The organism is Pseudomonas sp. DVZ6, from assembly GCF_024259445.1.
Taxonomy (GTDB): Bacteria; Pseudomonadota; Gammaproteobacteria; order Pseudomonadales; family Pseudomonadaceae; genus Aquipseudomonas; species Aquipseudomonas peradeniyensis.
Genome location: NZ_JANCLM010000034.1, coordinates 61,134 through 79,164, shown reverse-complemented (window position 1 = coordinate 79,164; position 18,031 = coordinate 61,134). Strand labels below are relative to the sequence as shown.

Here is an 18,031-nt window from a genome sequence, read left to right as displayed (position 1 = left end):
TCTGCTACCATGGCGCCCTGCCCGACCGTCACGAGCGCGACCATGTCCGACCCCCGCCCCGCATTGACCCGTTTCCAACAGCACTTCGCCGAGCGCATCGTGCCGCTGTGGCAGGGCCCTGGCTGGAACGCCGACATGGCCCTGCCGTACGAAGCCCTGGACACCCAGCATCGGCCACTGCCGGTGCAGCGCTACCGGGCCATGGCCTGCGCCCGTCAGCTGTACCTGTTCAGCAGCCGCATCGAGCAACCGGGCGCCGCCGAACGCGCCGCCGCGCTGCTGCGTTCACTGCAGAAGCATTTCCACGACGCCGAGCACGGCGGCTGGTTCTACAGCATCGACGCCCAGGGCAAGCCACTGGACCGGCGCAAGGACCTCTACACCCATGCCTTCATCGTGTTCGCTTGCGCCCATTACTGGGGCAAGGTCGGCGAAGGCCTGGTGGAGGCCACGCTCAACGGCGCCCTCGAAGTCGTTGCCGAGCAGTTCGCCCGCGACGATGGCCTGTACGAGGCCAGCCTCGGTGAGGACTGGTCGGATTTGGGCAGCGGCCCGCTGCAGAACCCGCAGATGCACCTGGCCGAGGCCTTTCTCCAGGTGCTGGCCGTGCGCGAAGACGACGAGGTTCGCCAGTCGCTGCTGCAGCTGTGCGACGCGCTGCAGGCGCAGTTCATCGAGCCGAGCCACGGCCTGATGCTGGAAAAACCGCGTGGGGCTGTGGATAACTGGTTCGAGCCAGGCCACCAGTTCGAATGGTTCTACCTGCTGGATACCTCGCCATTGCTGCGCGGCACGGCGCTGCACGCCTCCATCGAGCGGGCCTTCGACTTTGCCGAACAGTACGGAGTGAAGGATACGGCGGTGCTGGCGATGCTGGACGTGGACGGCCAGGTCATCGACCCGACCCAGCGGATCTGGGCGCAAGCGGAGTACCTGCGGGCACTGGCCTTGCGGCCGGGAAGCGAGGCACGGTTGCTGGCACAGCTAGCGGCGCTGGAGTCACGCTTCCTGCATGAAGGCGGCTGGCATGAGTGCCGCGATGGCGCAGGAGCGGTGAGCCGCCATGACATGCCTTCGACCACGCCCTACCACCTGGCGACTTGCCTGGAAGGCCTGCAGCGCCTGATCTGAGGTTGTCGCGGATTTGTCCGTGAGGGGCGCGAGCCGCCCCTGCGGTGCATCAGGTCTGTCAGGCCCTCAGACGTAGTCATCGTCCGAGAAGAAGCCGCCATCGTCATTGCTGTAACCGGCATCGGCATAACCGCCCTGGTCATTGCCCCAGCCCCCGCTGTCCGCCACCTGGCGCTGGGTGTCCTGGTCATTCCAGCCACCCGCGTCGCTGGCCGGCGCCGGTGCTTCCTTGATCACCTCGACGATCTCCTCAGGCTGCGAGTTGTGGTTGAACAGGCTGCTGATGCCCTGGGCCAGCAACACGCCACCGGCCACACCCGCCGCGGTCTGCATGGCACCGCCGAGGAAGCTGCTGGCGCCACTGCGCGCCGGGGCGGGCGCCGCGCCGAAGCCCGGCTGCTGCGGTGGCGGGGCATAGGCCTGGGACGCCGGTTCACGCCAGCCACCCGCAGAAGTCGGCGGCGGCGCGACCGGGCGCTGCGGCTCTGGATTGCGGGCTCCCGCGCCAAAGATACTGGAGAGGAAACCACCGCCACTGCTGGGGCGGCTTGCATCCAGTTGCGCGCGAGCCTGGCGCAGTTCGGCCTCGAGCTGCTTGTTCTGCTCGTCCAGGCGCTTGATCGCCGTCTCCTGGACCAGGATCGCCTGGGCCATGTAGTAAGGCGCCGCCGGCTGCTGGCGCAGGTGCTCCTCGATGCGCGCCTGGGCCTGGGCATCGCGCGGCTGGGCCGGGTCCTCGGCTTGCTTGAGACGGCCGAACAGGCCATCGATCAGGGTTTGTTCTTCAGTGTTCATCGGGGCAACCTCGTGCGCTGAACAGGACATCGGACAGCGTCAAAGATGGAGGCCCGGGCTTGGCGATTCAATTGTCCGGGCCATGAAACTTTTTTCAGCAAACGGGCCGACTGGGCTAAAGTTACGCCCTGCTTTTTCTGCCATGCGATGTTGACCGATGAATCCGCTGAGCGTTCTGCGCGACTCCCTGTACTTCTTCCGCCGTCACCTGACGAGCATCCTCCAGCTGTGCCTGCCCTTGGTGGTACTCGAGGCCCTCGGCACCCAGCTGCTCTACAGCCAGCTGGGCGAGCAGGCCTCGCCGGCCTACGGCATGCTCGTCAGCCTGCTGTTCTACCCGCTGTACAGCGCCGCGCTGATCCTCTACCTCGACACCCGCAGCAACGGCCAGGACATCGCCAAGCGCGCCCTGTTCGCCCGCGCCCTGCAGTTGTGGCCGATGCTGGCCCTGCTGATCGTGATCAGTTCGCTGCTGATCATGGCGGGCCTGGCGCTGCTCATCTTCCCCGGCGTATGGATCATGGTGAACCTGGTGTTCGCCGAGTACCTGCTGGTGCTGCGCGGCCTGCCGGTGATCGAGTCGATGCGCACCAGTGCGCGCATGACCACCGGGCACTTCCTGCGCATCATGGTCTGCATGCTGTCGGTGCTGGCGCCGCTGTGGCTGATTGACGGCCTGCTGCTGCAGCTGTTCCCCGAGCCGCAGCCTGGTGTGCAACTGGCCCTGGACAGCCTCAGCGGCTTCCTGCAGCTGTTCAGCACCGTGGTGCTGTACCGCCTGTTCATGCTGCTCGAGGGTGAAGCCGGCGCCTGAGGCCGGCATTCCCCAGGCGTCAGGCTTTCCTTGGCTTGGCCCTGGCCGTGGCCTCCGCCACCAGTGGATCGTCCGGCCAGTAGTGCTTGGGATAGCGCCCTTTCAGGTCCTTCTTCACCTCGGCATAGGTGGTGCGCCAGAAGTTGGCCAGGTCCTGGGTCACCTGCACCGGCCGGCGCGCCGGCGACAGCAGGTGCAGCTTGACCTGCTGGCGGCCATTGGCGATGCGCGGGGTGTCGGCCAGGCCGAACAGCTCCTGCAGGCGCACGGCGAGGATCGGTGGCTGCTCGCTGTAGTCCAGGCGAATGCTGGAGCCCGAGGGCACGGCCAGGTGTGATGGCGCCAGCTCGTCCAGACGCTGTGGCAGCGGCCAGGGCAGCAGGTTGCGCAGCATCGAGGGCAGGTCCAGGCTGGCGAAATGGCTCAGCCGCGACACCTTGCCCAGATAAGGTTGCAACCAGTCTTCCAGGTTGGCGAGCAAGGCGTCGTCACCCAGGTCGGGCCACTCGCTGTGGCCGTCCTTTTCCAGGTCCAGCTGACGCAACATAGCGACACGGGCCTGCCACTGGCGCAGTTCCGGGGTCCAGGTCAGCAAGTTCAGGCCCTTGCGCCGCACCAGCCCCAGCAAAGCCCGGGCCCGTGCGTCGTCATCCAGCTCCGGCAGCGGCTCGCGGCTGAGCACCAGTTCGCCGACCTTGCGCTGGCGCTCGGCGCGCAGCACCTGTTCACGCTCGTCCCAATCGAGCAGGTCGAACTGCTCCACCTGCTCGGCCAGCACACCGTCGAATAGCGCCGGATCGAACTCGGCGGCCAGGTAGATGCGCTCCTCACGCTGCCCCTGGCGGCTGCCCAGGTCGGCGATCACCAGCCACGGGCTTTTCATCAGTGCATCAGCTTCGGCGAACAGCGCCGCACGGCCATTGGCCAGGCGGTACTCGGCGCCGCCTTCGCGACGCTGCTGCGCCACCCGGTCGGGGTAGGCCAGCGCCAGCACCGCACCCAGCCAGCGGGGATGATCGGGGTCGGCGACCGGGCTGCGCGGTTTGCCACGCAACTGGCCGCGGTACTGCCGGGCCAGTTGCCGGGCGCGCTGCACGCCGCCTTGCCCGCCACGGGAGGCGCGGCTTTCGCCGCTGAGCAGGGCCAACCGGCTATGCAGGTCGGCACCGCCGCCGCGCAGGATGTCGCGCTCGCCCAGCAACGCGGCGACATCGCAGGCCATGTCGGCCAATCCGAGGTCCTGGCCGCGCAGCAGCAGGTGGGCGATGCGCGGATGCGCAGGCAGCTCGGCCATGGCCTGGCCATGGGTGCTCAGGTTGTCGCGGCACCCGGGCTTGAAGGCACCGAGCCGGGCCAGCAGGTCCTGGGCCTGGCCGTAGGCAGCGGCCGGTGGCTGGTCGAGCCAGCTGAGCTGCTCCGGCGGCACGCCCCAGCGCGCCAGTTGCAGGGCCAGCCCGGCCAGGTCGGCCTGGAGGATCTCGGCGCTGCCGTGGGCCGCCAATTGGTCGTGTTGCGCCTCGGACCACAGTCGAAAGCACACGCCGGGTTCAAGGCGCCCGGCTCGCCCGGCACGCTGGGTGGCGCTGGCGCGGGAAATACGCTGGGTGTCCAGGCGGGTCATGCCGCTGCCGGGGTCGAAGCGCGGCACCCGCGCCAGACCTGCGTCGATCACCACGCGCACACCGTCGATGGTCAGGCTGGTTTCGGCGATATTGGTGGCCAGCACCACCTTGCGCTGGCCCTTGGGCGCCGGCTCGATGGCGGCGCGCTGGGCGCTCAGGTCAAGCTCGCCGTGCAACGGGCAGAGCAGGATGTCCGGACGCTCGCCCACGGCCTCCTGCAGCGCCTGGTGCACACGGCGGATCTCGGCCTGTCCGGGCAGGAACACCAGCAAGCTGCCGGATTCGTCGGCCAGGGCCTGGAGCACGCAGTCGACCACGCGCGGCTCGACAAACTCGCCAGGCTGCCAGGGGCGGCTCCAGCGGATATCCACCGGATGCATGCGCCCCTGGCTGCTGACGATCGGCGCGTCGTCGAGCAGGCGCGACAACCGCTCGCCCTCCAGCGTCGCCGACATCAGCAGGATCTTCAGAGGCGGCTCGTCGCGCAACAGCGACCGGCCGTTGAGGCTCAGGGCCAGGGCCAGGTCGGCATCCAGGCTGCGTTCGTGGAACTCGTCGAAGATCAGCAGCCCCACGCCATCCAGCGCAGGATCCGCCTGCAGGCGGCGGGTGAGGATGCCCTCGGTGACCACTTCGATGCGCGTGTTCGGGCCGACCTTGCTGTCCAGGCGGATGCGGTAGCCCACGGTTTCGCCAACCTTCTCGCCCAGTTCGCTGGCCAGGCGTTCGGCGGCGGCGCGGGCGGCCAGGCGCCGGGGCTCGAGCATGAGGATGGTCTGCCCCCGCAGCCAGGGCTCAGCGAGCAGGGCCAGTGGCACGCGGGTGGTCTTGCCGGCGCCGGGCGGCGCCTCGAGCACCGCTTCGTCACGTTCGGCCAGGGCCTGGCGCAGGTCGGACAGTACGGCATCGATCGGTAATGAAATCATGGTGGTCCTCGAACAATCGACCGAGTATAACGGCGAACCGAGGCTGCCCTATCATGGTCTTAAGCTCAGGCGCAGGCGATTGCCGCGCCGTTGTTTGTCGTTATCTTCCGGAGATTCACATGCGCATCCCTTCCCGCGTCATCGGTGGCGCCCTCATCGCCACCCTGCTGACCCAGCTGACGGCCTGCGGCACCCTGTTCTACCCCGACCGTCGCGGCCAGATCGAAGGCAAGATCGATCCGGTGGTCGCGGCGCTGGATGCCATCGGTATCCTGTTCTATGTCATTCCCGGCCTGATCGCCTTCGGCATCGACTTCGCCACGGGTGCCATCTACTACCCCGGGGGCACCACGGCCCATGTCGACCCGGCCAAGCTCAAGCCGGCGATCAATGCCGATGGCCAGGTCGACCGGACCAAACTGCAGGCTATCCTTGAAAGCGAACTGGGCCAGCGCCTGCCGCTGAACGACCCGCGGCTGATCCAGCACCGCGGCAGTGTCGAGCAACTGGCCAGCTACGGCCTGGTACCTGCGGCCTGACCTGATCCGGATGATCCCCTGCGCATGACCGCCACCGCCGAACATCAACGCCTGCTGCGCCTGGCCACCCGCGCCTCGCTGAGCGTCGCCTGCATCCTGGTGCTGAGCAAGGCCGTGGCCTGGTGGCTGAGCGGCTCAGTCAGCCTGCTGGCCGGGCTGACCGACTCGGCACTGGATGCCGCCGCCTCCTTTCTCAACCTGCTGGCGGTGCATTATGCGCTGCGCCCGGCCGATGACGATCACCGCTTCGGCCACGGCAAGGCCGAAGCCCTGGCTGGCATGGCCCAGGCGCTGTTCATCGGGGTCAGCGCGGTGCTGATCGGGGTGCAGGCGTATGAGCGGCTGAAGTCGCCGGAACCCCTGGGCGACACCGCCGCCGGCATCGCGGTAATGCTGCTGTCACTGGCGCTGACCGTGGCGCTGCTGGCCTTCCAGCGCAAGGTGATCCGCCTGACCGGCTCCACCGCCGTGCGCGCGGACTCACTGCACTACCGCTCCGACCTGCTGCTCAACGCCAGCATCCTGCTGGCGCTGCTGCTGGCCCGCTTCGGCTGGCCGCAGCTCGACGCCCTGTTCGGCCTGGGGATCGCCCTTTACATCCTGTGGAGCGCACTGCAGATCGCCCGCGAGAGCACGGCGATCCTGATGGACAAGGAACTGCCGGCCGATATCGGCGAGCGCATGCTGGAGGTGGTGCTGGCGATCCCCGGGGTGAAGGGGGTGCACGACCTGCGCACGCGGGTGTCCGGCAGCCAGTGGTTCGTGCAACTGCACCTGGAGCTGCCCGGCGACATGCCGCTGCATGCCGCCCATGAGCTGTGCGTGCAGGCCTCGCACGTCATTCGCCAGCGCTACCCGCGGGCCGATGTGATGGTTCACGCCGACCCGGTGTAGCCCGTTATCGCGAATACCCCGTCAATTGATGCTGTAGCCGCGCCCGCTCAGGCACGCCCCCAACGCCCGTCGATAGTTGTCCGTCACATTGGCCGGCGGTGCATAGCTGGCGGTCGCCGGATCGAAGCCCGACTGGCTCACCGCCCAGCGATGGCATTGATAGCGGTCCTGCTCCTGCTGCTCCGGCCCCTGGCCGTACATCGGATAGGCGATCACATCGTAGCCGCTGCCCTGCTGCGGCATTGGCGCAGGCGCCACGGCGGGCGGGTTGACCACCACGTACTCGCGGCTGTTGGCCTGGTATTGGTAATACGTGTCGGCCACCAGGAAGAACAGCGCACCGCTCAGCCACACTTCACGGGCATAGGACGGCAGGTAGTCGACCCGTACACCGTAGGGCGGCGTGACCACCACGTAGCCGCCGCCATGGGGCCGGTACCAGTAGCCGCCGGAGTAGAAGTAGTCCTGCCCGCGGTACGGCACTTTCCAGTAACGGTCCGGGAAGCGCTCGACGGTATGCCCGGGATGGTACTGCGGCCCTGGCCCCCAGCCATTGCCATGCCCATCGGGCCGGCCGGACCAGTCACCGCCGGGGCGCTGACCCGGACCACCCGCTTCCCAGTAACGGTTGTCGCCGTAGCGACGGGGAATGTCCTGGTAGTAGCCTTGGCGTGGCGGTTGCGTCTGGCGCACTTCATCACGCGAATTGAGCGGTGATCCACGCCGTTCGCCACCGCCCTGCTCCTGCTGGCCGCCACGACCGTCATGCCCTTCTCCAGGCCCCTCGGCCAGGGCGCCCAGGCTGATGCCCAGGCCCAGCAAACCAACACCTGCCAACCGCCAGATGCGCGAACCCATGTTGTTCCTCTCGATTGAAACGCCCGCCATTATCGTCGGCAGTCTACTCCGCAGAACACGACCGGCAGATTAAATTAGCCAACAACCTGGTGCGCCAACTGCTCGAAGACCTGCATTGGCTGCTCGCGGGCCTGGCAAGCGCAGCCCGCGGCGCAATAAAAAAGGGAGGCCTTGCGGCCTCCCTTCGGGAATTGTCGTCCGTGCTCGGCGCTTGTGGCACCGGCTCACCTCGCGCCGTCTTCTGGACAGTGCGTAGCCCGGGGGCCTGGCGGATCCTGTTGGATGGCTGGCCGCGACCGCCCGCCTAGGGCGCGTCGCCGTGGACTGATGTCCGGGCAGTGATTCTGGTGATAAAGATAGGCCAGACGCCGGGGCAGAGGATTGCGAATATTGCTCTGATAAATAGCGCTTGCGCAATTTTTCACTCAGGATCGATAATTCGCAGCAATCCGAACAGAAAAGGCCCTTTCCATGAGCAAGCTCGACCGCTACGACCTGAGCATCCTCGCCGAATTGCAGCGCGATGCGCGCATCTCCAACCAGGAACTGGCCGAACGCATCGGCCTGTCGCCTTCCCCATGCTCACGTCGGGTCAAGCAGCTCGAGGACGACGGCTACATCTCGCGCCAGGTGGCCCTGCTGGACCGCAAGAAGCTCGGCCTGAGCCTGACCGCCTATGTGCTGATCGGCATGGACCGGCACACGCCCGAGCGCTTCGAGACCTTCGAGGCGGCGATCCGCAGCCTGCCCCAGGTGCTCGAGTGCAGCCTGGTCACCGGGATGGACGCCGACTACCAGCTCAAGGTGGTGGTGCCGGACATGGACCACTACCAGAAACTGCTGCTGGGCAGCCTGACCCGTATCGAAGGCGTGACCAGCGTGCGCTCGAGCTTCGTGCTCAACCAGGTGCTGGCCAGCACCGAGCTGCCATTGACCCACCTGCGTTGAATCCTTGCGCGTGCGGCGTATGATCGGGGGCTCAATCTGCCTGGAGTGAACCGATGGATCCCGCAGTATTCGAAGAATGGATGATGATCGTCCTGGTCACCGTGTTGATCGGTTTCATGGGTTTCATCGTCTGGGACCTGGCGAAGAAGTCCAAGGCCGGGCGCTTTGGCACGCTGATCCTGTTCTTTGTGCTGGGCCTTGGCGTGCTGGCATTCATCATTAAGAGCGTGGTGGTGGGGTTTCTTGAAGGCGTCTGAGGCCTGATGCCCATTCGCGGGTAAACCCGCTCCCACAGGCATCACCGTCCCCTGTGGGAGCGGGTTTACCCGCGAAAAATTCCACACACATCTGCCCGCTACAGCTTCGCCGGCACTTCGCGCCAGCAACCCTGGTCCAGCCCCTCGATCGTCCAGTCGCCAATCCGCACCCGCACCAGACGCAAGGTCGGCAAGCCCACCGCCGCCGTCATCCGCCGCACCTGGCGATTACGCCCTTCACGGATCACCAGCTCCAGCCAGGCGGTCGGCACGCTCTTGCGAAAACGCACCGGCGGATTGCGTGGCCACAGCTCGGGCTCCTCGAGCAAGCGTGCCTCGGCCGGCAGCGTCGGTCCGTCATTGAGTTCAACCCCTTCGCGCAGGCGCTTGAGTTGTTCTTCGCTCGGCTCGCCTTCCACCTGCACCCAGTAGGTCTTGGCCAGTTTGTGCTTCGGGTCGGCGATGCGCGCCTGCAGGCGCCCGTCGTTGGTCAGCAACAGCAGGCCTTCGCTGTCGCGGTCCAGGCGGCCGGCCGGATAGATGCCGGGGATGTCGATGAAGTCCTTGAGCGTGGCCCGCCCCTCGCCGTCGCTGAACTGGGTGAGCACATCGAACGGCTTGTTGAACAGGATCAGGCGCGGCTCGGCCGGCGGCGCCTTGGGCTGGCGACGCGGGCCGGTGGGCCGCGCCGCAGGGCGGCGCGGTGTGCTACGGGGTGGCAGGGACATGGATCCTCAGCGGAACGGCGGCTCATCGAAGCTGCGCAGTTTACGCGAGTGCAGCGAGTTGAGCTCGGTACGCAGCAGATCGAGGGCGGCGATGCCGATCTTCAGGTGCTGGCTGACCGCGCGGTTGTAGAAGGCGTTGGCCGAGCCCGGCAGCTTGATTTCGCTGTGCAGCGGCTTGTCGGAGACACACAGCAAGGTGCCGTACGGCACGCGCAGACGGTAGCCCTGGGCGGCAATGGTGCCGCTCTCCATGTCCACCGCCACGGCGCGGGACAGGTTGATCAACGGACGTTCCTGGGCCCAGCGCAGCTCCCAGTTGCGGTCGTCGTAGGTGAGCACGGTGCCGGTGCGCAGGCGCTTCTTGAGCTGTTCGCCACGCTCGCCGGTGACCTGCGCGGCCGCCTCCTGCAATGCCAGCTGCACCTCGGCCAGGGCCGGGATCGGGATATTCGGCGGCACCACGCGGTCGAGGATGCCGTCGCGGCGCATATAGGCGTGGGCCAACACGTAGTCACCGATAGTCTGCGACTGACGCAGGCCGCCGCAGTGGCCGATCATCAGCCAGCAGTGCGGGCGCAGCACCGCCAGGTGGTCGGTGATGTTCTTGGCGTTGGACGGGCCGACACCGATGTTGACCAGGGTCACGCCATCGCCATCGGCGGCGATCAGGTGATAGGCCGGCATCTGGTAGCGGTGCCAGACCACGCTGGCGACCAGGGCCTGGGCCTCGCCGTTGTCCATGCCCTTCTCGATGATCACGTTGCCCGGCAGGACCATGCGCACGAAGCGTGGGTCCTCGCGCAACTGCTCTAGGCCATGGGCGATGAACTGGTCGACGTAGCGGTGGTAGTTGGTGAGAAGGATCCACGGCTGCATGTGCCGCCAGTCGCTGCCGGTGTAGTGCACCAGGCGGCGCAGGGAGAAATCCACGCGGGCGGCGTCGAACAGCGCCAGCGGCAGGGTCTCGGCGCTTTCCCAGTCGTACAGGCCATCGGCGGTGTTATCGGTGGCCGCCGACAGGTCGGTGCTGGGGAACACCCGCGCCAGTTGCGCGGCGGTGATGCCGCTGCCGGCCAGCTCGTCGCCCTGGTCGACCACGTAGGGGTACGGGATGTTCTGCTCGCTGACACCGACTTCCACGGTCACGGTGTAGTCGTGCATCAACGGGCGCAGTTGCTCGAGCAGGTAGCCACGGAACGCCGCGGGCTGGGTGACGGTGACGCTGTAGGTGCCGTCCACCTGGACCTTGGCGTAGGCGCGGGTGGTCGCGGCGACTTCGCCCTGGCTGGAATAGATGAGACGCAGGGCCGGGTAGCGGAACAACGCTCGCTCCTCGTCACCCGGCTCGGTACGGTCCTTGAGATAGCGCTTGAGGGCCTGGCTCAGGGCCCCGGTGGCCTGTTCGTGCAAGGCCGCCAGACGGTCGACGGCCTGTTCGGGGGTATCAACGACTACAAACGCTTGGCTCACGCTGGGCTTCCTGTCTTATGGAATGCATGACAGCCATCTTGCCTGCGTTGCTGGGCAAATACATCCCCAGTGTCGGTGCTGAGCAATTCCCTGTAGGAGCGGCCTTGTGCCGCGAAAGGGCTGCGCAGCAGCCCCAGCAATTTCCGCCTTGACCGCTGAGATCTGGGGCTGCCTTGCAGCCCTTTCGCGGCACAAGGCCGCTCCTACAGGGGGATGAAGCCATCCTTCAACCGGCCCAGACAGGCGTTGCCCTGGCCACCAGCGCCTCGACATCCACGCCGCGCGGCAACGCGCCATACACCCGCCCGCCGCCGCCCAGGCGACTGCCGATGAACGCATCGCTCACTGTGGCGTTGCCTGCCTCGAGCAACAGCTTGGCCTGCAGCGCCACGGCGATGTCCTCGGTCAGTTGCCGGGCGCGGTACTGGATATCACCGGTATCGGCGAAAACGCCCTTGAGGTTACCGATGAACGCCGCCAGCCGTGGGTCGCCATGGCCGTCTCCCAGCTCGCTGAACAGCGCCTCGAGCACGCCCGGCTCTTTCGACAAGGCCCGCAGCACATCCAGGCACTGCACGTTGCCCGAGCCCTCCCAGGTCGAGTTGACCGGCGCCTCGCGGTACAGCCGTGGCAGGATGCTGTCCTCGACGTAGCCGGCGCCGCCCAGGCACTCGGCGGCCTCGTTGATCATCCCGGGGGCGCGCTTGCAGATCCAGTACTTGCCCACCGCCGTGACCAGGCGGGAAAAGTGCGCCTGCTGCGGGTCGTCGAGGCAGTCCAGGGCCTGGCCCATGCGCAGGCTCAGGGCCAGGGCGGCCTCGCTCTCCAAGGCCAGGTCGGCAAGCACGTTCTGCATCAGCGGCTGCTCGGCCAGCACCCGTCCGCCGACCTTGCGGTACGCGCAATGGTGCGCGGCCTGGGTCAGGGCCTGGCGCATCAGGGCGCTGGAACCGACCATGCAGTCGAAGCGGGTCATGGCCACCATCTCGATGATGGTCGGCACGCCGCGCCCCTCCTCGCCGACCATCCAGGCCAGGGCTCCGCGGAACTCCACCTCGCTGGAGGCGTTGGAACAGTTGCCCAGCTTGTTCTTCAGGCGTTGGATGTAGAACTGGTTGCGGTTGTCGTCGGGCCGGTGGCGCGGCAGCAGGAAGCAGCTCAGGCCCTTGTCGGTCTGGGCCAGGGTGAGAAAGGCGTCGCACATGGGCGCCGAACAGAACCACTTGTGGCCTACCAGCTCATAGGGCTGGCCCGGGCCGGGCGTGCCCACCGGGTAGGCGCGGGTGGTGTTGGCGCGCACGTCGGTGCCGCCCTGTTTCTCGGTCATGGCCATGCCGATGGTGACACCGGCCTTGTGCCGGTCGCCGACGTTGCGCGGGTCATATTCGCGGGCGAGGACCTTCGGCAGCCAGTAGCCGGCAAGCTCGGGCTGCAGGCGCAGGGCCGGCACGGCGGCGAAGGTCATGGTCAGCGGGCAGCCGGTACCGGCTTCAGCCTGGCTGTGCAGGTAGGTCATCGAGGCCCGCGCCACGTGGGCGCCGTCCCGTGGCTCGGCCCAGGGCAGCGAAGGCAGGCCGTGCTCGACGGCGGTGCGCATCAACTGGTGATAGGCGGGATGAAACTCCACCAGGTCGATGCGGTGGCCATAGCGGTCATGGCTGCTGAACTCGGGCTTGTGCGCGTTGGCCAGGAAACCCGCGGCCATCAGCGGACCACCGGCCAGGGCACCGTAGGCGTCGATCCGCGACTCGGCCCAACCGGCGCCGAACCGGCGCGACCACTCCTGCAGGGGCAGGTCGAGGCGATACAGGTTGGCGCCGTCCAGGGACGGCGGCTGGTTGGTGACTTCGTGGGTTTCAGCGAACTGGTGCAGGTTCATCGGCGGCCTCCTGGATCCGTTCATGCCTGGATAACCCAGTGAAGCACCGCAGGCCCTCGAGTCAAAGTGACAAAACGGACTACATGGGGGCGCTTCGCGCCCTGATCGCGGGGCAAGCCCGCTCCCACGGGTACCGCGAAGGGTCCGTCAAAAGCGCTCCAGGCCTGATGCGGCACGCGCCGGTGGTACCTGCACCTGCGCCACCGCAAGGGCCAGGGTCAGCTCGAAGCGGCTGCCCAGACCCGGCGTCGACTCGTGGGACAACTGCGCGCCGATCAACTCGCCCAGTTGCCGGCAGATCGACAGGCCGATGCCTAGCCCGCCGTAGCGCCGGGTCATCGAACCGTCCATCTGGAAGAAACGCTGGTACAGCACCGCCTGGTCCAGATCGTCGAAGCCGATGCCGCTGTCACTGACCGTGAGGCTCAGGACCAGGCTGTCCGGCCCGGTACGCCGGCCACGGGCCTGCACGGTGACGCCCCCCTGGTGGGTGAACTTCAGCCCGTTGTCCACCAGGCAGGCCAGGCAGCGGGCGAGCTTCTGCGCATCGCCGACCAGGCTGTCGGGCAGGTCGGCGGGGATGTCCAGGCTCAGGTACAGACCCTTGGCCAGCGCCTGGCTGGCATAGCCGGCGCGCAGCTCCTGGAGCAGGCGCCGCAGGCTGAACGCCATGCCCTGGTTGCGCAGGCGCCCGGCCTGCAGTTCGGTGAGGATGAGGATGTCATCCACCATCGCCATCATGTCCTGGGCAGAACCGGTGGCGGTGCGGTGATACTGGGCCTGCTCGGCGCTCATGGGCAGGGTATGCAGCAGCTCCAGCGAACCGATCACGCCGTTCATCGGCGTGCGCAGTTCATGGGTCACGGTGGCCAGGAACTCGTCCTTGAGCCGGTTGCTGCGCGCCAGCTGCAGGTTCAGTTGCTCCAGGGTGCGCCCGGTCTCGCGCAGGGTCTGGGCCTGCTGCTCGCGCAGGCTGTTGATGCGGTCGGCCAGGGCCAGCGACAGCAGCGCCACCTCCAGCGCCGAGCCGAGCTGGCTGGCGTACATGGTGATGAACACGTTGGGCAGGTAGCCCAGCACCATCAGGGTGTTGACCAGCCCGCCAGCGAGGAAGGCGGTCCAGGCGATGATGAACCAGCGCGCCACACGCAGTCCGCGCCACCAGGCATAGAGCCCGGCGCTGAAGATACTGACGGTGAACAGCAGCGCCAGCACCGTGGCCATGCGCAGCGCCACGCCGTAGCGCAGGGTCAGCGCCAGCACCATGACCAGCGCGCCACCGGCCATCAACCCTTTCAGCAGGCGGTCGAAGCCCCGGCTGAAGCTGTCCAGCTGCAGGAAGTGGCGGGCGAACTGGCAGCCGAACAGCCCGGCGGCACCGATGAACAACGGGGTGGCGGCGTTGGCCCACCATGGGCTGTCCGGCCAGAAATAGGCGATGCCGGCGCCGTTGACCGACACCTGGTAGAGACCGAACGAAGCGATATAAAGGATGTAGTACAGGTAACTGACATCACGCACGCTGAGGAAGATGAACAGGTTGTACACCAGCATCACCAGCAGTACGCCGTAGATCATGCCCAGCACATAAAGCCGGGTGGGCTGGTCCTCCAGGTAGGCCTCGGCCGACCACAATGTCAGCGGCGCCTGGATCGAGCCCTGGCTGTGCAGACGCAGGTAGGCGGTGGTCGCCTGGCCGGGTTGCAGCGGCAATTCGAACAGGTAGTTGTTCTGGCGGATCTCCCGGGTGGCGTAGGGCAACGCGTCACCGGTGCGTCGTGCCAGGCGATAGGTGCCTTGCGCGTCCGGCAGGAAGAGTTCCAGGTGATCCAGCGGCGGGTAGGCGAGTTCCAGCAACCACTGGCGTGGCGCGGCCGAAGGGGCGGCGGCATAGGCGAGATCGACCCGCAGCCAGAACACCGAGGTGGAGTAGCCCGCATTGAGCACTTCGTCCTGATGTGCCTGGAAACGCCCGGAAAACGCCGCGGAACTCACCTGGGCGATGCTGGCGCTGCCCTCTTGGTCTTCATAGACCTGCATGTACCGGCCCAGCGGCAAGCGCCCGGTGGCGTTGTCGAATTCGACCGCTCCGGCCAGCATGGGCAAGCAGCCCAGAAGCACAATCAGCAAATAGCGCATACAGCCCCAGCATGGCCTGTGCGGTCGCGTCGCGGTTGCCTCCCATCCCTTTGAGACGACGTGATCCGGCAGAACCCATTTATCGAGTTATCCGAGCACTCTAGCATAGCCTCCCGCACTGACCAGCAGCTACTGGCAATTTGCATGCAGAGGCTCTAGAACGCATGTTTCAGAATATACAACCAGCCCAACCTGACCACTTGATCAGCAATTCTCTCGCCGCGAGCGAACCGCAGAAAAAGGTTTGGTGATAAGCTCGCCGACCATGAATACCTACAGCTCCCGCCCCGTTGTCCTCTGTCTCTCCGGCCACGACCCCAGTGGTGGCGCCGGGCTGCAGGCAGATATCGAAGCCCTGATCGCCCAAGGCTGTCACGCCGCGCCCGCCGTGACCGCCCTGACCGTGCAGGATACCGTCAACGTTTCCGACTTCCGCGTGCTCGACCGCGAGTGGGTGCTGGCCCAGGCCAATGCCGTGCTGACCGACTCCACGGTGGCCGCGGTGAAGCTGGGCATGCTCGGCTCGATCGAGATGGTCGACACCGTCGCCGAACTGCTCGCCGACCATCCGCACCTGCCACTGGTCTGCGACCCGGTGCTGCGCGCCGGCGGCGGCGGTCGCCTGGGCAAGGACGAGGTCGGCTACGCGCTGCGTGAGCGCCTGCTGCCGTTGGCCACCATCGCCACCCCGAACCTGCCAGAGGCGCGTATCCTGGCGGAACTGCCTGAAGGCACGGCGGACGAGTGCGCCGAGAAGCTGCTGCCGTTCTGTAGACACCTGCTGATCACCGGCGGTCACGGCGACGAAGTGGAAATCCACAACCGCCTGTACAGCCGCGACGGCCAGCAGCACACCTGGACCTGCCAGCGCCTGCCGGGCAGCTATCACGGCTCGGGCTGCACCCTGGCCAGCGCCCTGGCCGGTCGCCTGGCCTTGGGCGAACACCTGGAGAGCGCCGTGCGCAGTGCCCTGGACTACACCTGGCGGACCCTGCGCGACGCCGAGCAACTGGGCAAGGGCCAGTACGTGCCGCGCCGCCTGCCCCTGGATTTCTGTTCCTGACTCGAGGCCATCCGATGACGCTCCGCGGTCTGTATGCCATCACCGACAGCCAGCTGCTCGCCGGCCGTTTCCTGAGCCATGTCGAGGCGGCACTCAAAGGCGGTGTCTGCCTGCTGCAGTACCGCGACAAGAGCGACGACGCCGGGCGTCGCCTGCGCGAAGCTGAAGCGCTGACGAGGCTCTGCGAACGCTACGGCACTCAGCTGATCATCAACGACGACGCCGAACTGGCCGCGCGCCTGGGCGTCGGCGTGCACCTGGGCCAGACCGACGGCCCGCTCACCCCGGCCCGTGCCCTGCTCGGCCGCCAGGCGATCATCGGCTCGACCTGCCACGCCAGCCTCGACCTCGCGCAGCAGGCCGCCAGCGAGGGCGCAAGCTATGTCGCCTTCGGTCGCTTCTTCAATTCCGTCACCAAACCAGGCGCGCCCGCCGCCGGTGTCGAACTGCTGGAACAGGCCCGCGCCCAGGTCAAGTTGCCGATCGCGGTGATCGGCGGCATCACCCTCGACAACGCCGCCCCGCTGATCGCCCATGGCGCCGACCTGCTGGCGGTGATCCACGGCCTGTTCGGTGCCGACAGCGCGCAGGAAGTCACCCGCCGCGCCCGCGCCTTCAATGCCCTGTTCGCTTCCTGATTTCGAGAGAAGATCCCATGTCCCGTTCCGAAGAACTGTTTGCCCAAGCCCAGAAACACATCCCCGGTGGCGTCAACTCGCCCGTGCGCGCCTTCAAGAGCGTCGGCGGCACGCCGCTGTTCTTCAAGCACGCCGAAGGCGCCTACGTCATCGATGAAGACGACAAGCGCTATGTCGACTATGTCGGTTCCTGGGGCCCGATGATCCTCGGCCACGGCCATCCCGATGTGCTGAATGCCGTGCGCCGACAACTCGAGCACGGCCTGTCCTATGGCGCGCCGACGGCCATGGAAACCGAGATGGCCGATCTGGTCTGCTCGATCGTGCCGTCGATGGAAATGGTGCGCATGGTCAGCTCCGGCACCGAGGCCACCATGAGCGCCATCCGTCTGGCCCGTGGCTACACCGGCCGCGACGCCATCATCAAGTTCGAAGGCTGCTACCACGGCCACTCCGACAGCCTGCTGGTCAAAGCCGGCTCCGGCCTGCTGACCCAGGGCGTACCGAGCTCGGCCGGGGTGCCGGCGGACTTCGCCAAGCACACCCTGACCCTGCCGTTCAACGATATCGCCGCCGTCGAGAAGACCCTCGCCGAGGTTGGCCAGACCGTGGCCTGCATCATCGTCGAGCCAGTGGCCGGCAACATGAACTGCGTACCGCCGGCGCCAGGCTTCCTCGAAGGCCTGCGCGCGCTGTGCGACAAACACGGCGTGGTACTGATCTTCGATGAAGTGATGACCGGCTTCCGTGTGTCGCTGGGCGGCGCCCAAGGCCACTACGGCATCACCCCGGACCTGTCGACCTTCGGCAAGATCGTCGGCGGCGGCATGCCGGTCGGCTGCTTCGGCGGCAAGCGCGAGATCATGGGCTGCATCGCCCCGCTCGGCCCGGTCTACCAGGCCGGCACGCTGTCGGGCAACCCGCTGGCCATGGCCGCAGGCCTGACCACCCTGCGGCTGATCAGCCGCCCGGGCTTCCATGACGAGCTGAGCGCCTTCACCAGCCGCATGCTCGATGGCCTGCAACAGCGCGCCGATGCCGCTGGTATCCCGTTCGTCACCACCCAGGCGGGCGCCATGTTCGGCCTGTACTTCAGCGGCGCCGACGACATCGTCACCTTCGACGACGTGATGGCCAGCGACGCCGAGCGCTTCAAGCGCTTCTTCCACCTGATGCTCGACGGCGGCGTGTACCTGGCGCCAAGCGCCTTCGAGGCGGGCTTCACCTCCATCGCCCATGGCGACAAGGAGCTGCAGATCACCCTGGATGCGGCCGAGCGGGCGTTCGCCAAGCTGAAGTAAGCCTTCACACCACCCAGGTAGGAGCGGCC

Annotated in this window: 16 protein-coding genes; 9 read left to right on the top strand and 7 right to left on the bottom strand. The window is 67.0% G+C overall.

What is annotated here, in order from left to right; all coding sequences use genetic code 11:
* The first annotated feature begins 42 nt into the window (after window positions 1–42).
* Window positions 43–1,131 (top strand): AGE family epimerase/isomerase, encoded by a 1,089-nt coding sequence (locus tag NMG10_RS19285; RefSeq protein ID WP_254464921.1) that lies wholly within the window; start codon window positions 43–45, stop codon window positions 1,129–1,131.
* Between the two features lie 66 nt (window positions 1,132–1,197).
* On the opposite strand, the gene NMG10_RS19280 is transcribed toward NMG10_RS19285, so the two are convergent.
* On the bottom strand, window positions 1,198–1,926 hold the full coding sequence (locus NMG10_RS19280) for a DUF2076 domain-containing protein (protein ID WP_254464920.1): 729 nt from the start codon (window positions 1,924–1,926) through the stop codon (window positions 1,198–1,200).
* A 157-nt stretch (window positions 1,927–2,083) separates the two neighbouring features.
* Between NMG10_RS19280 and NMG10_RS19275 the strand changes: the two genes are divergently transcribed.
* Window positions 2,084–2,740: a YciC family protein gene (locus NMG10_RS19275; protein ID WP_050707032.1), complete on the top strand. Its 657-nt coding sequence runs from the start codon at window positions 2,084–2,086 to the stop codon at window positions 2,738–2,740.
* A gap of 19 nt (window positions 2,741–2,759) precedes the next feature.
* Here the strand turns inward: NMG10_RS19275 and hrpB are convergent, their stop codons facing one another.
* The gene (gene hrpB, locus NMG10_RS19270) at window positions 2,760–5,288 is read right to left on the bottom strand and encodes an ATP-dependent helicase HrpB (RefSeq protein WP_232857688.1); all 2,529 of its coding nucleotides are present in this window, start codon (window positions 5,286–5,288) and stop codon (window positions 2,760–2,762) included.
* Between the two features lie 119 nt (window positions 5,289–5,407).
* Here hrpB and NMG10_RS19265 point away from each other — a divergent pair, with 119 nt between their 5' ends.
* Entirely contained in the window at window positions 5,408–5,827 is a 420-nt protein-coding gene (locus NMG10_RS19265; protein WP_050707034.1) for a hypothetical protein, read from the top strand.
* 24 nt (window positions 5,828–5,851) lie between these two features.
* The gene (locus NMG10_RS19260; RefSeq protein WP_232857690.1) at window positions 5,852–6,721 is read left to right on the top strand and encodes a cation diffusion facilitator family transporter; all 870 of its coding nucleotides are present in this window, start codon (window positions 5,852–5,854) and stop codon (window positions 6,719–6,721) included.
* A 21-nt stretch (window positions 6,722–6,742) separates the two neighbouring features.
* Here the strand turns inward: NMG10_RS19260 and NMG10_RS19255 are convergent, their stop codons facing one another.
* A complete protein-coding gene (locus NMG10_RS19255) occupies window positions 6,743–7,579 on the bottom strand; it encodes a DUF6515 family protein (RefSeq protein ID WP_203648144.1) in 837 nt (278 codons plus the stop codon).
* Window positions 7,580–8,050: 471 nt separating this feature from the next.
* On the opposite strand from NMG10_RS19255, the gene NMG10_RS19250 reads away from it, so the two are divergent.
* Both NMG10_RS19250 and NMG10_RS19245 read left to right on the top strand, forming a co-directional pair.
* Window positions 8,051–8,527 carry an Lrp/AsnC family transcriptional regulator gene (locus NMG10_RS19250; RefSeq protein ID WP_011535815.1) on the top strand — a complete coding sequence of 159 codons (477 nt, stop codon included), beginning with the start codon at window positions 8,051–8,053 and terminating at the stop codon, window positions 8,525–8,527.
* Between the two features lie 53 nt (window positions 8,528–8,580).
* Entirely contained in the window at window positions 8,581–8,784 is a 204-nt protein-coding gene (locus NMG10_RS19245) for a DUF2788 domain-containing protein (RefSeq protein WP_023378567.1), read from the top strand.
* 98 nt (window positions 8,785–8,882) lie between these two features.
* Here the strand turns inward: NMG10_RS19245 and NMG10_RS19240 are convergent, their stop codons facing one another.
* The 4 genes from NMG10_RS19240 to NMG10_RS19225 all read right to left on the bottom strand — a co-directional run bounded on the left by NMG10_RS19240 (window position 8,883) and on the right by NMG10_RS19225 (window position 15,000).
* Entirely contained in the window at window positions 8,883–9,512 is a 630-nt protein-coding gene (locus NMG10_RS19240; protein WP_254464919.1) for a pseudouridine synthase, read from the bottom strand.
* Between the two features lie 6 nt (window positions 9,513–9,518).
* A complete protein-coding gene (gene amn, locus NMG10_RS19235) occupies window positions 9,519–10,982 on the bottom strand; it encodes an AMP nucleosidase (RefSeq protein ID WP_203648145.1) in 1,464 nt (487 codons plus the stop codon).
* Window positions 10,983–11,208: 226 nt separating this feature from the next.
* Window positions 11,209–12,861 (bottom strand): acyl-CoA dehydrogenase family protein, encoded by a 1,653-nt coding sequence (locus NMG10_RS19230; RefSeq protein WP_254464918.1) that lies wholly within the window; start codon window positions 12,859–12,861, stop codon window positions 11,209–11,211.
* A gap of 147 nt (window positions 12,862–13,008) precedes the next feature.
* Entirely contained in the window at window positions 13,009–15,000 is a 1,992-nt protein-coding gene (locus NMG10_RS19225) for a hybrid sensor histidine kinase/response regulator (RefSeq protein WP_203648147.1), read from the bottom strand.
* Window positions 15,001–15,265: 265 nt separating this feature from the next.
* Between NMG10_RS19225 and NMG10_RS19220 the strand changes: the two genes are divergently transcribed.
* The 3 genes from NMG10_RS19220 to hemL are packed head-to-tail and all read left to right on the top strand — an operon-like array spanning window position 15,266 to window position 18,002.
* Window positions 15,266–16,063, top strand: coding sequence for a hydroxymethylpyrimidine/phosphomethylpyrimidine kinase (locus NMG10_RS19220; RefSeq protein ID WP_203648148.1), 798 nt, complete (start codon window positions 15,266–15,268; stop codon window positions 16,061–16,063).
* Between the two features lie 14 nt (window positions 16,064–16,077).
* Window positions 16,078–16,701 carry a thiamine phosphate synthase gene (gene thiE / locus NMG10_RS19215; RefSeq protein ID WP_254464916.1) on the top strand — a complete coding sequence of 208 codons (624 nt, stop codon included), beginning with the start codon at window positions 16,078–16,080 and terminating at the stop codon, window positions 16,699–16,701.
* 17 nt (window positions 16,702–16,718) lie between these two features.
* Complete coding sequence (gene hemL / locus NMG10_RS19210; protein ID WP_254464915.1) at window positions 16,719–18,002, top strand: glutamate-1-semialdehyde 2,1-aminomutase; 1,284 nt, start codon at window positions 16,719–16,721, stop codon at window positions 18,000–18,002.
* Window positions 18,003–18,031: the final 29 nt, after the last annotated feature.

What these genes read in the sequence shown, in the direction of transcription:
- NMG10_RS19260 (WP_232857690.1), top strand. Translation starts at nt 5,852, where the DNA reads ATGACCGCCACCGCCGAACATCAACGCCTGCTGCGCCTGGCCACCCGC.
- NMG10_RS19230 (WP_254464918.1), bottom strand. Translation starts at nt 12,861, where the DNA reads ATGAACCTGCACCAGTTCGCTGAAACCCACGAAGTCACCAACCAGCCG.
- hrpB (WP_232857688.1), bottom strand. Translation starts at nt 5,288, where the DNA reads ATGATTTCATTACCGATCGATGCCGTACTGTCCGACCTGCGCCAGGCC.
- NMG10_RS19255 (WP_203648144.1), bottom strand. Translation starts at nt 7,579, where the DNA reads ATGGGTTCGCGCATCTGGCGGTTGGCAGGTGTTGGTTTGCTGGGCCTG.
- NMG10_RS19250 (WP_011535815.1), top strand. Translation starts at nt 8,051, where the DNA reads ATGAGCAAGCTCGACCGCTACGACCTGAGCATCCTCGCCGAATTGCAG.
- hemL (WP_254464915.1), top strand. Translation starts at nt 16,719, where the DNA reads ATGTCCCGTTCCGAAGAACTGTTTGCCCAAGCCCAGAAACACATCCCC.
- NMG10_RS19225 (WP_203648147.1), bottom strand. Translation starts at nt 15,000, where the DNA reads ATGCGCTATTTGCTGATTGTGCTTCTGGGCTGCTTGCCCATGCTGGCC.
- NMG10_RS19275 (WP_050707032.1), top strand. Translation starts at nt 2,084, where the DNA reads ATGAATCCGCTGAGCGTTCTGCGCGACTCCCTGTACTTCTTCCGCCGT.
- NMG10_RS19245 (WP_023378567.1), top strand. Translation starts at nt 8,581, where the DNA reads ATGGATCCCGCAGTATTCGAAGAATGGATGATGATCGTCCTGGTCACC.
- NMG10_RS19220 (WP_203648148.1), top strand. Translation starts at nt 15,266, where the DNA reads ATGAATACCTACAGCTCCCGCCCCGTTGTCCTCTGTCTCTCCGGCCAC.
- NMG10_RS19285 (WP_254464921.1), top strand. Translation starts at nt 43, where the DNA reads ATGTCCGACCCCCGCCCCGCATTGACCCGTTTCCAACAGCACTTCGCC.
- NMG10_RS19280 (WP_254464920.1), bottom strand. Translation starts at nt 1,926, where the DNA reads ATGAACACTGAAGAACAAACCCTGATCGATGGCCTGTTCGGCCGTCTC.
- NMG10_RS19240 (WP_254464919.1), bottom strand. Translation starts at nt 9,512, where the DNA reads ATGTCCCTGCCACCCCGTAGCACACCGCGCCGCCCTGCGGCGCGGCCC.
- NMG10_RS19265 (WP_050707034.1), top strand. Translation starts at nt 5,408, where the DNA reads ATGCGCATCCCTTCCCGCGTCATCGGTGGCGCCCTCATCGCCACCCTG.
- thiE (WP_254464916.1), top strand. Translation starts at nt 16,078, where the DNA reads ATGACGCTCCGCGGTCTGTATGCCATCACCGACAGCCAGCTGCTCGCC.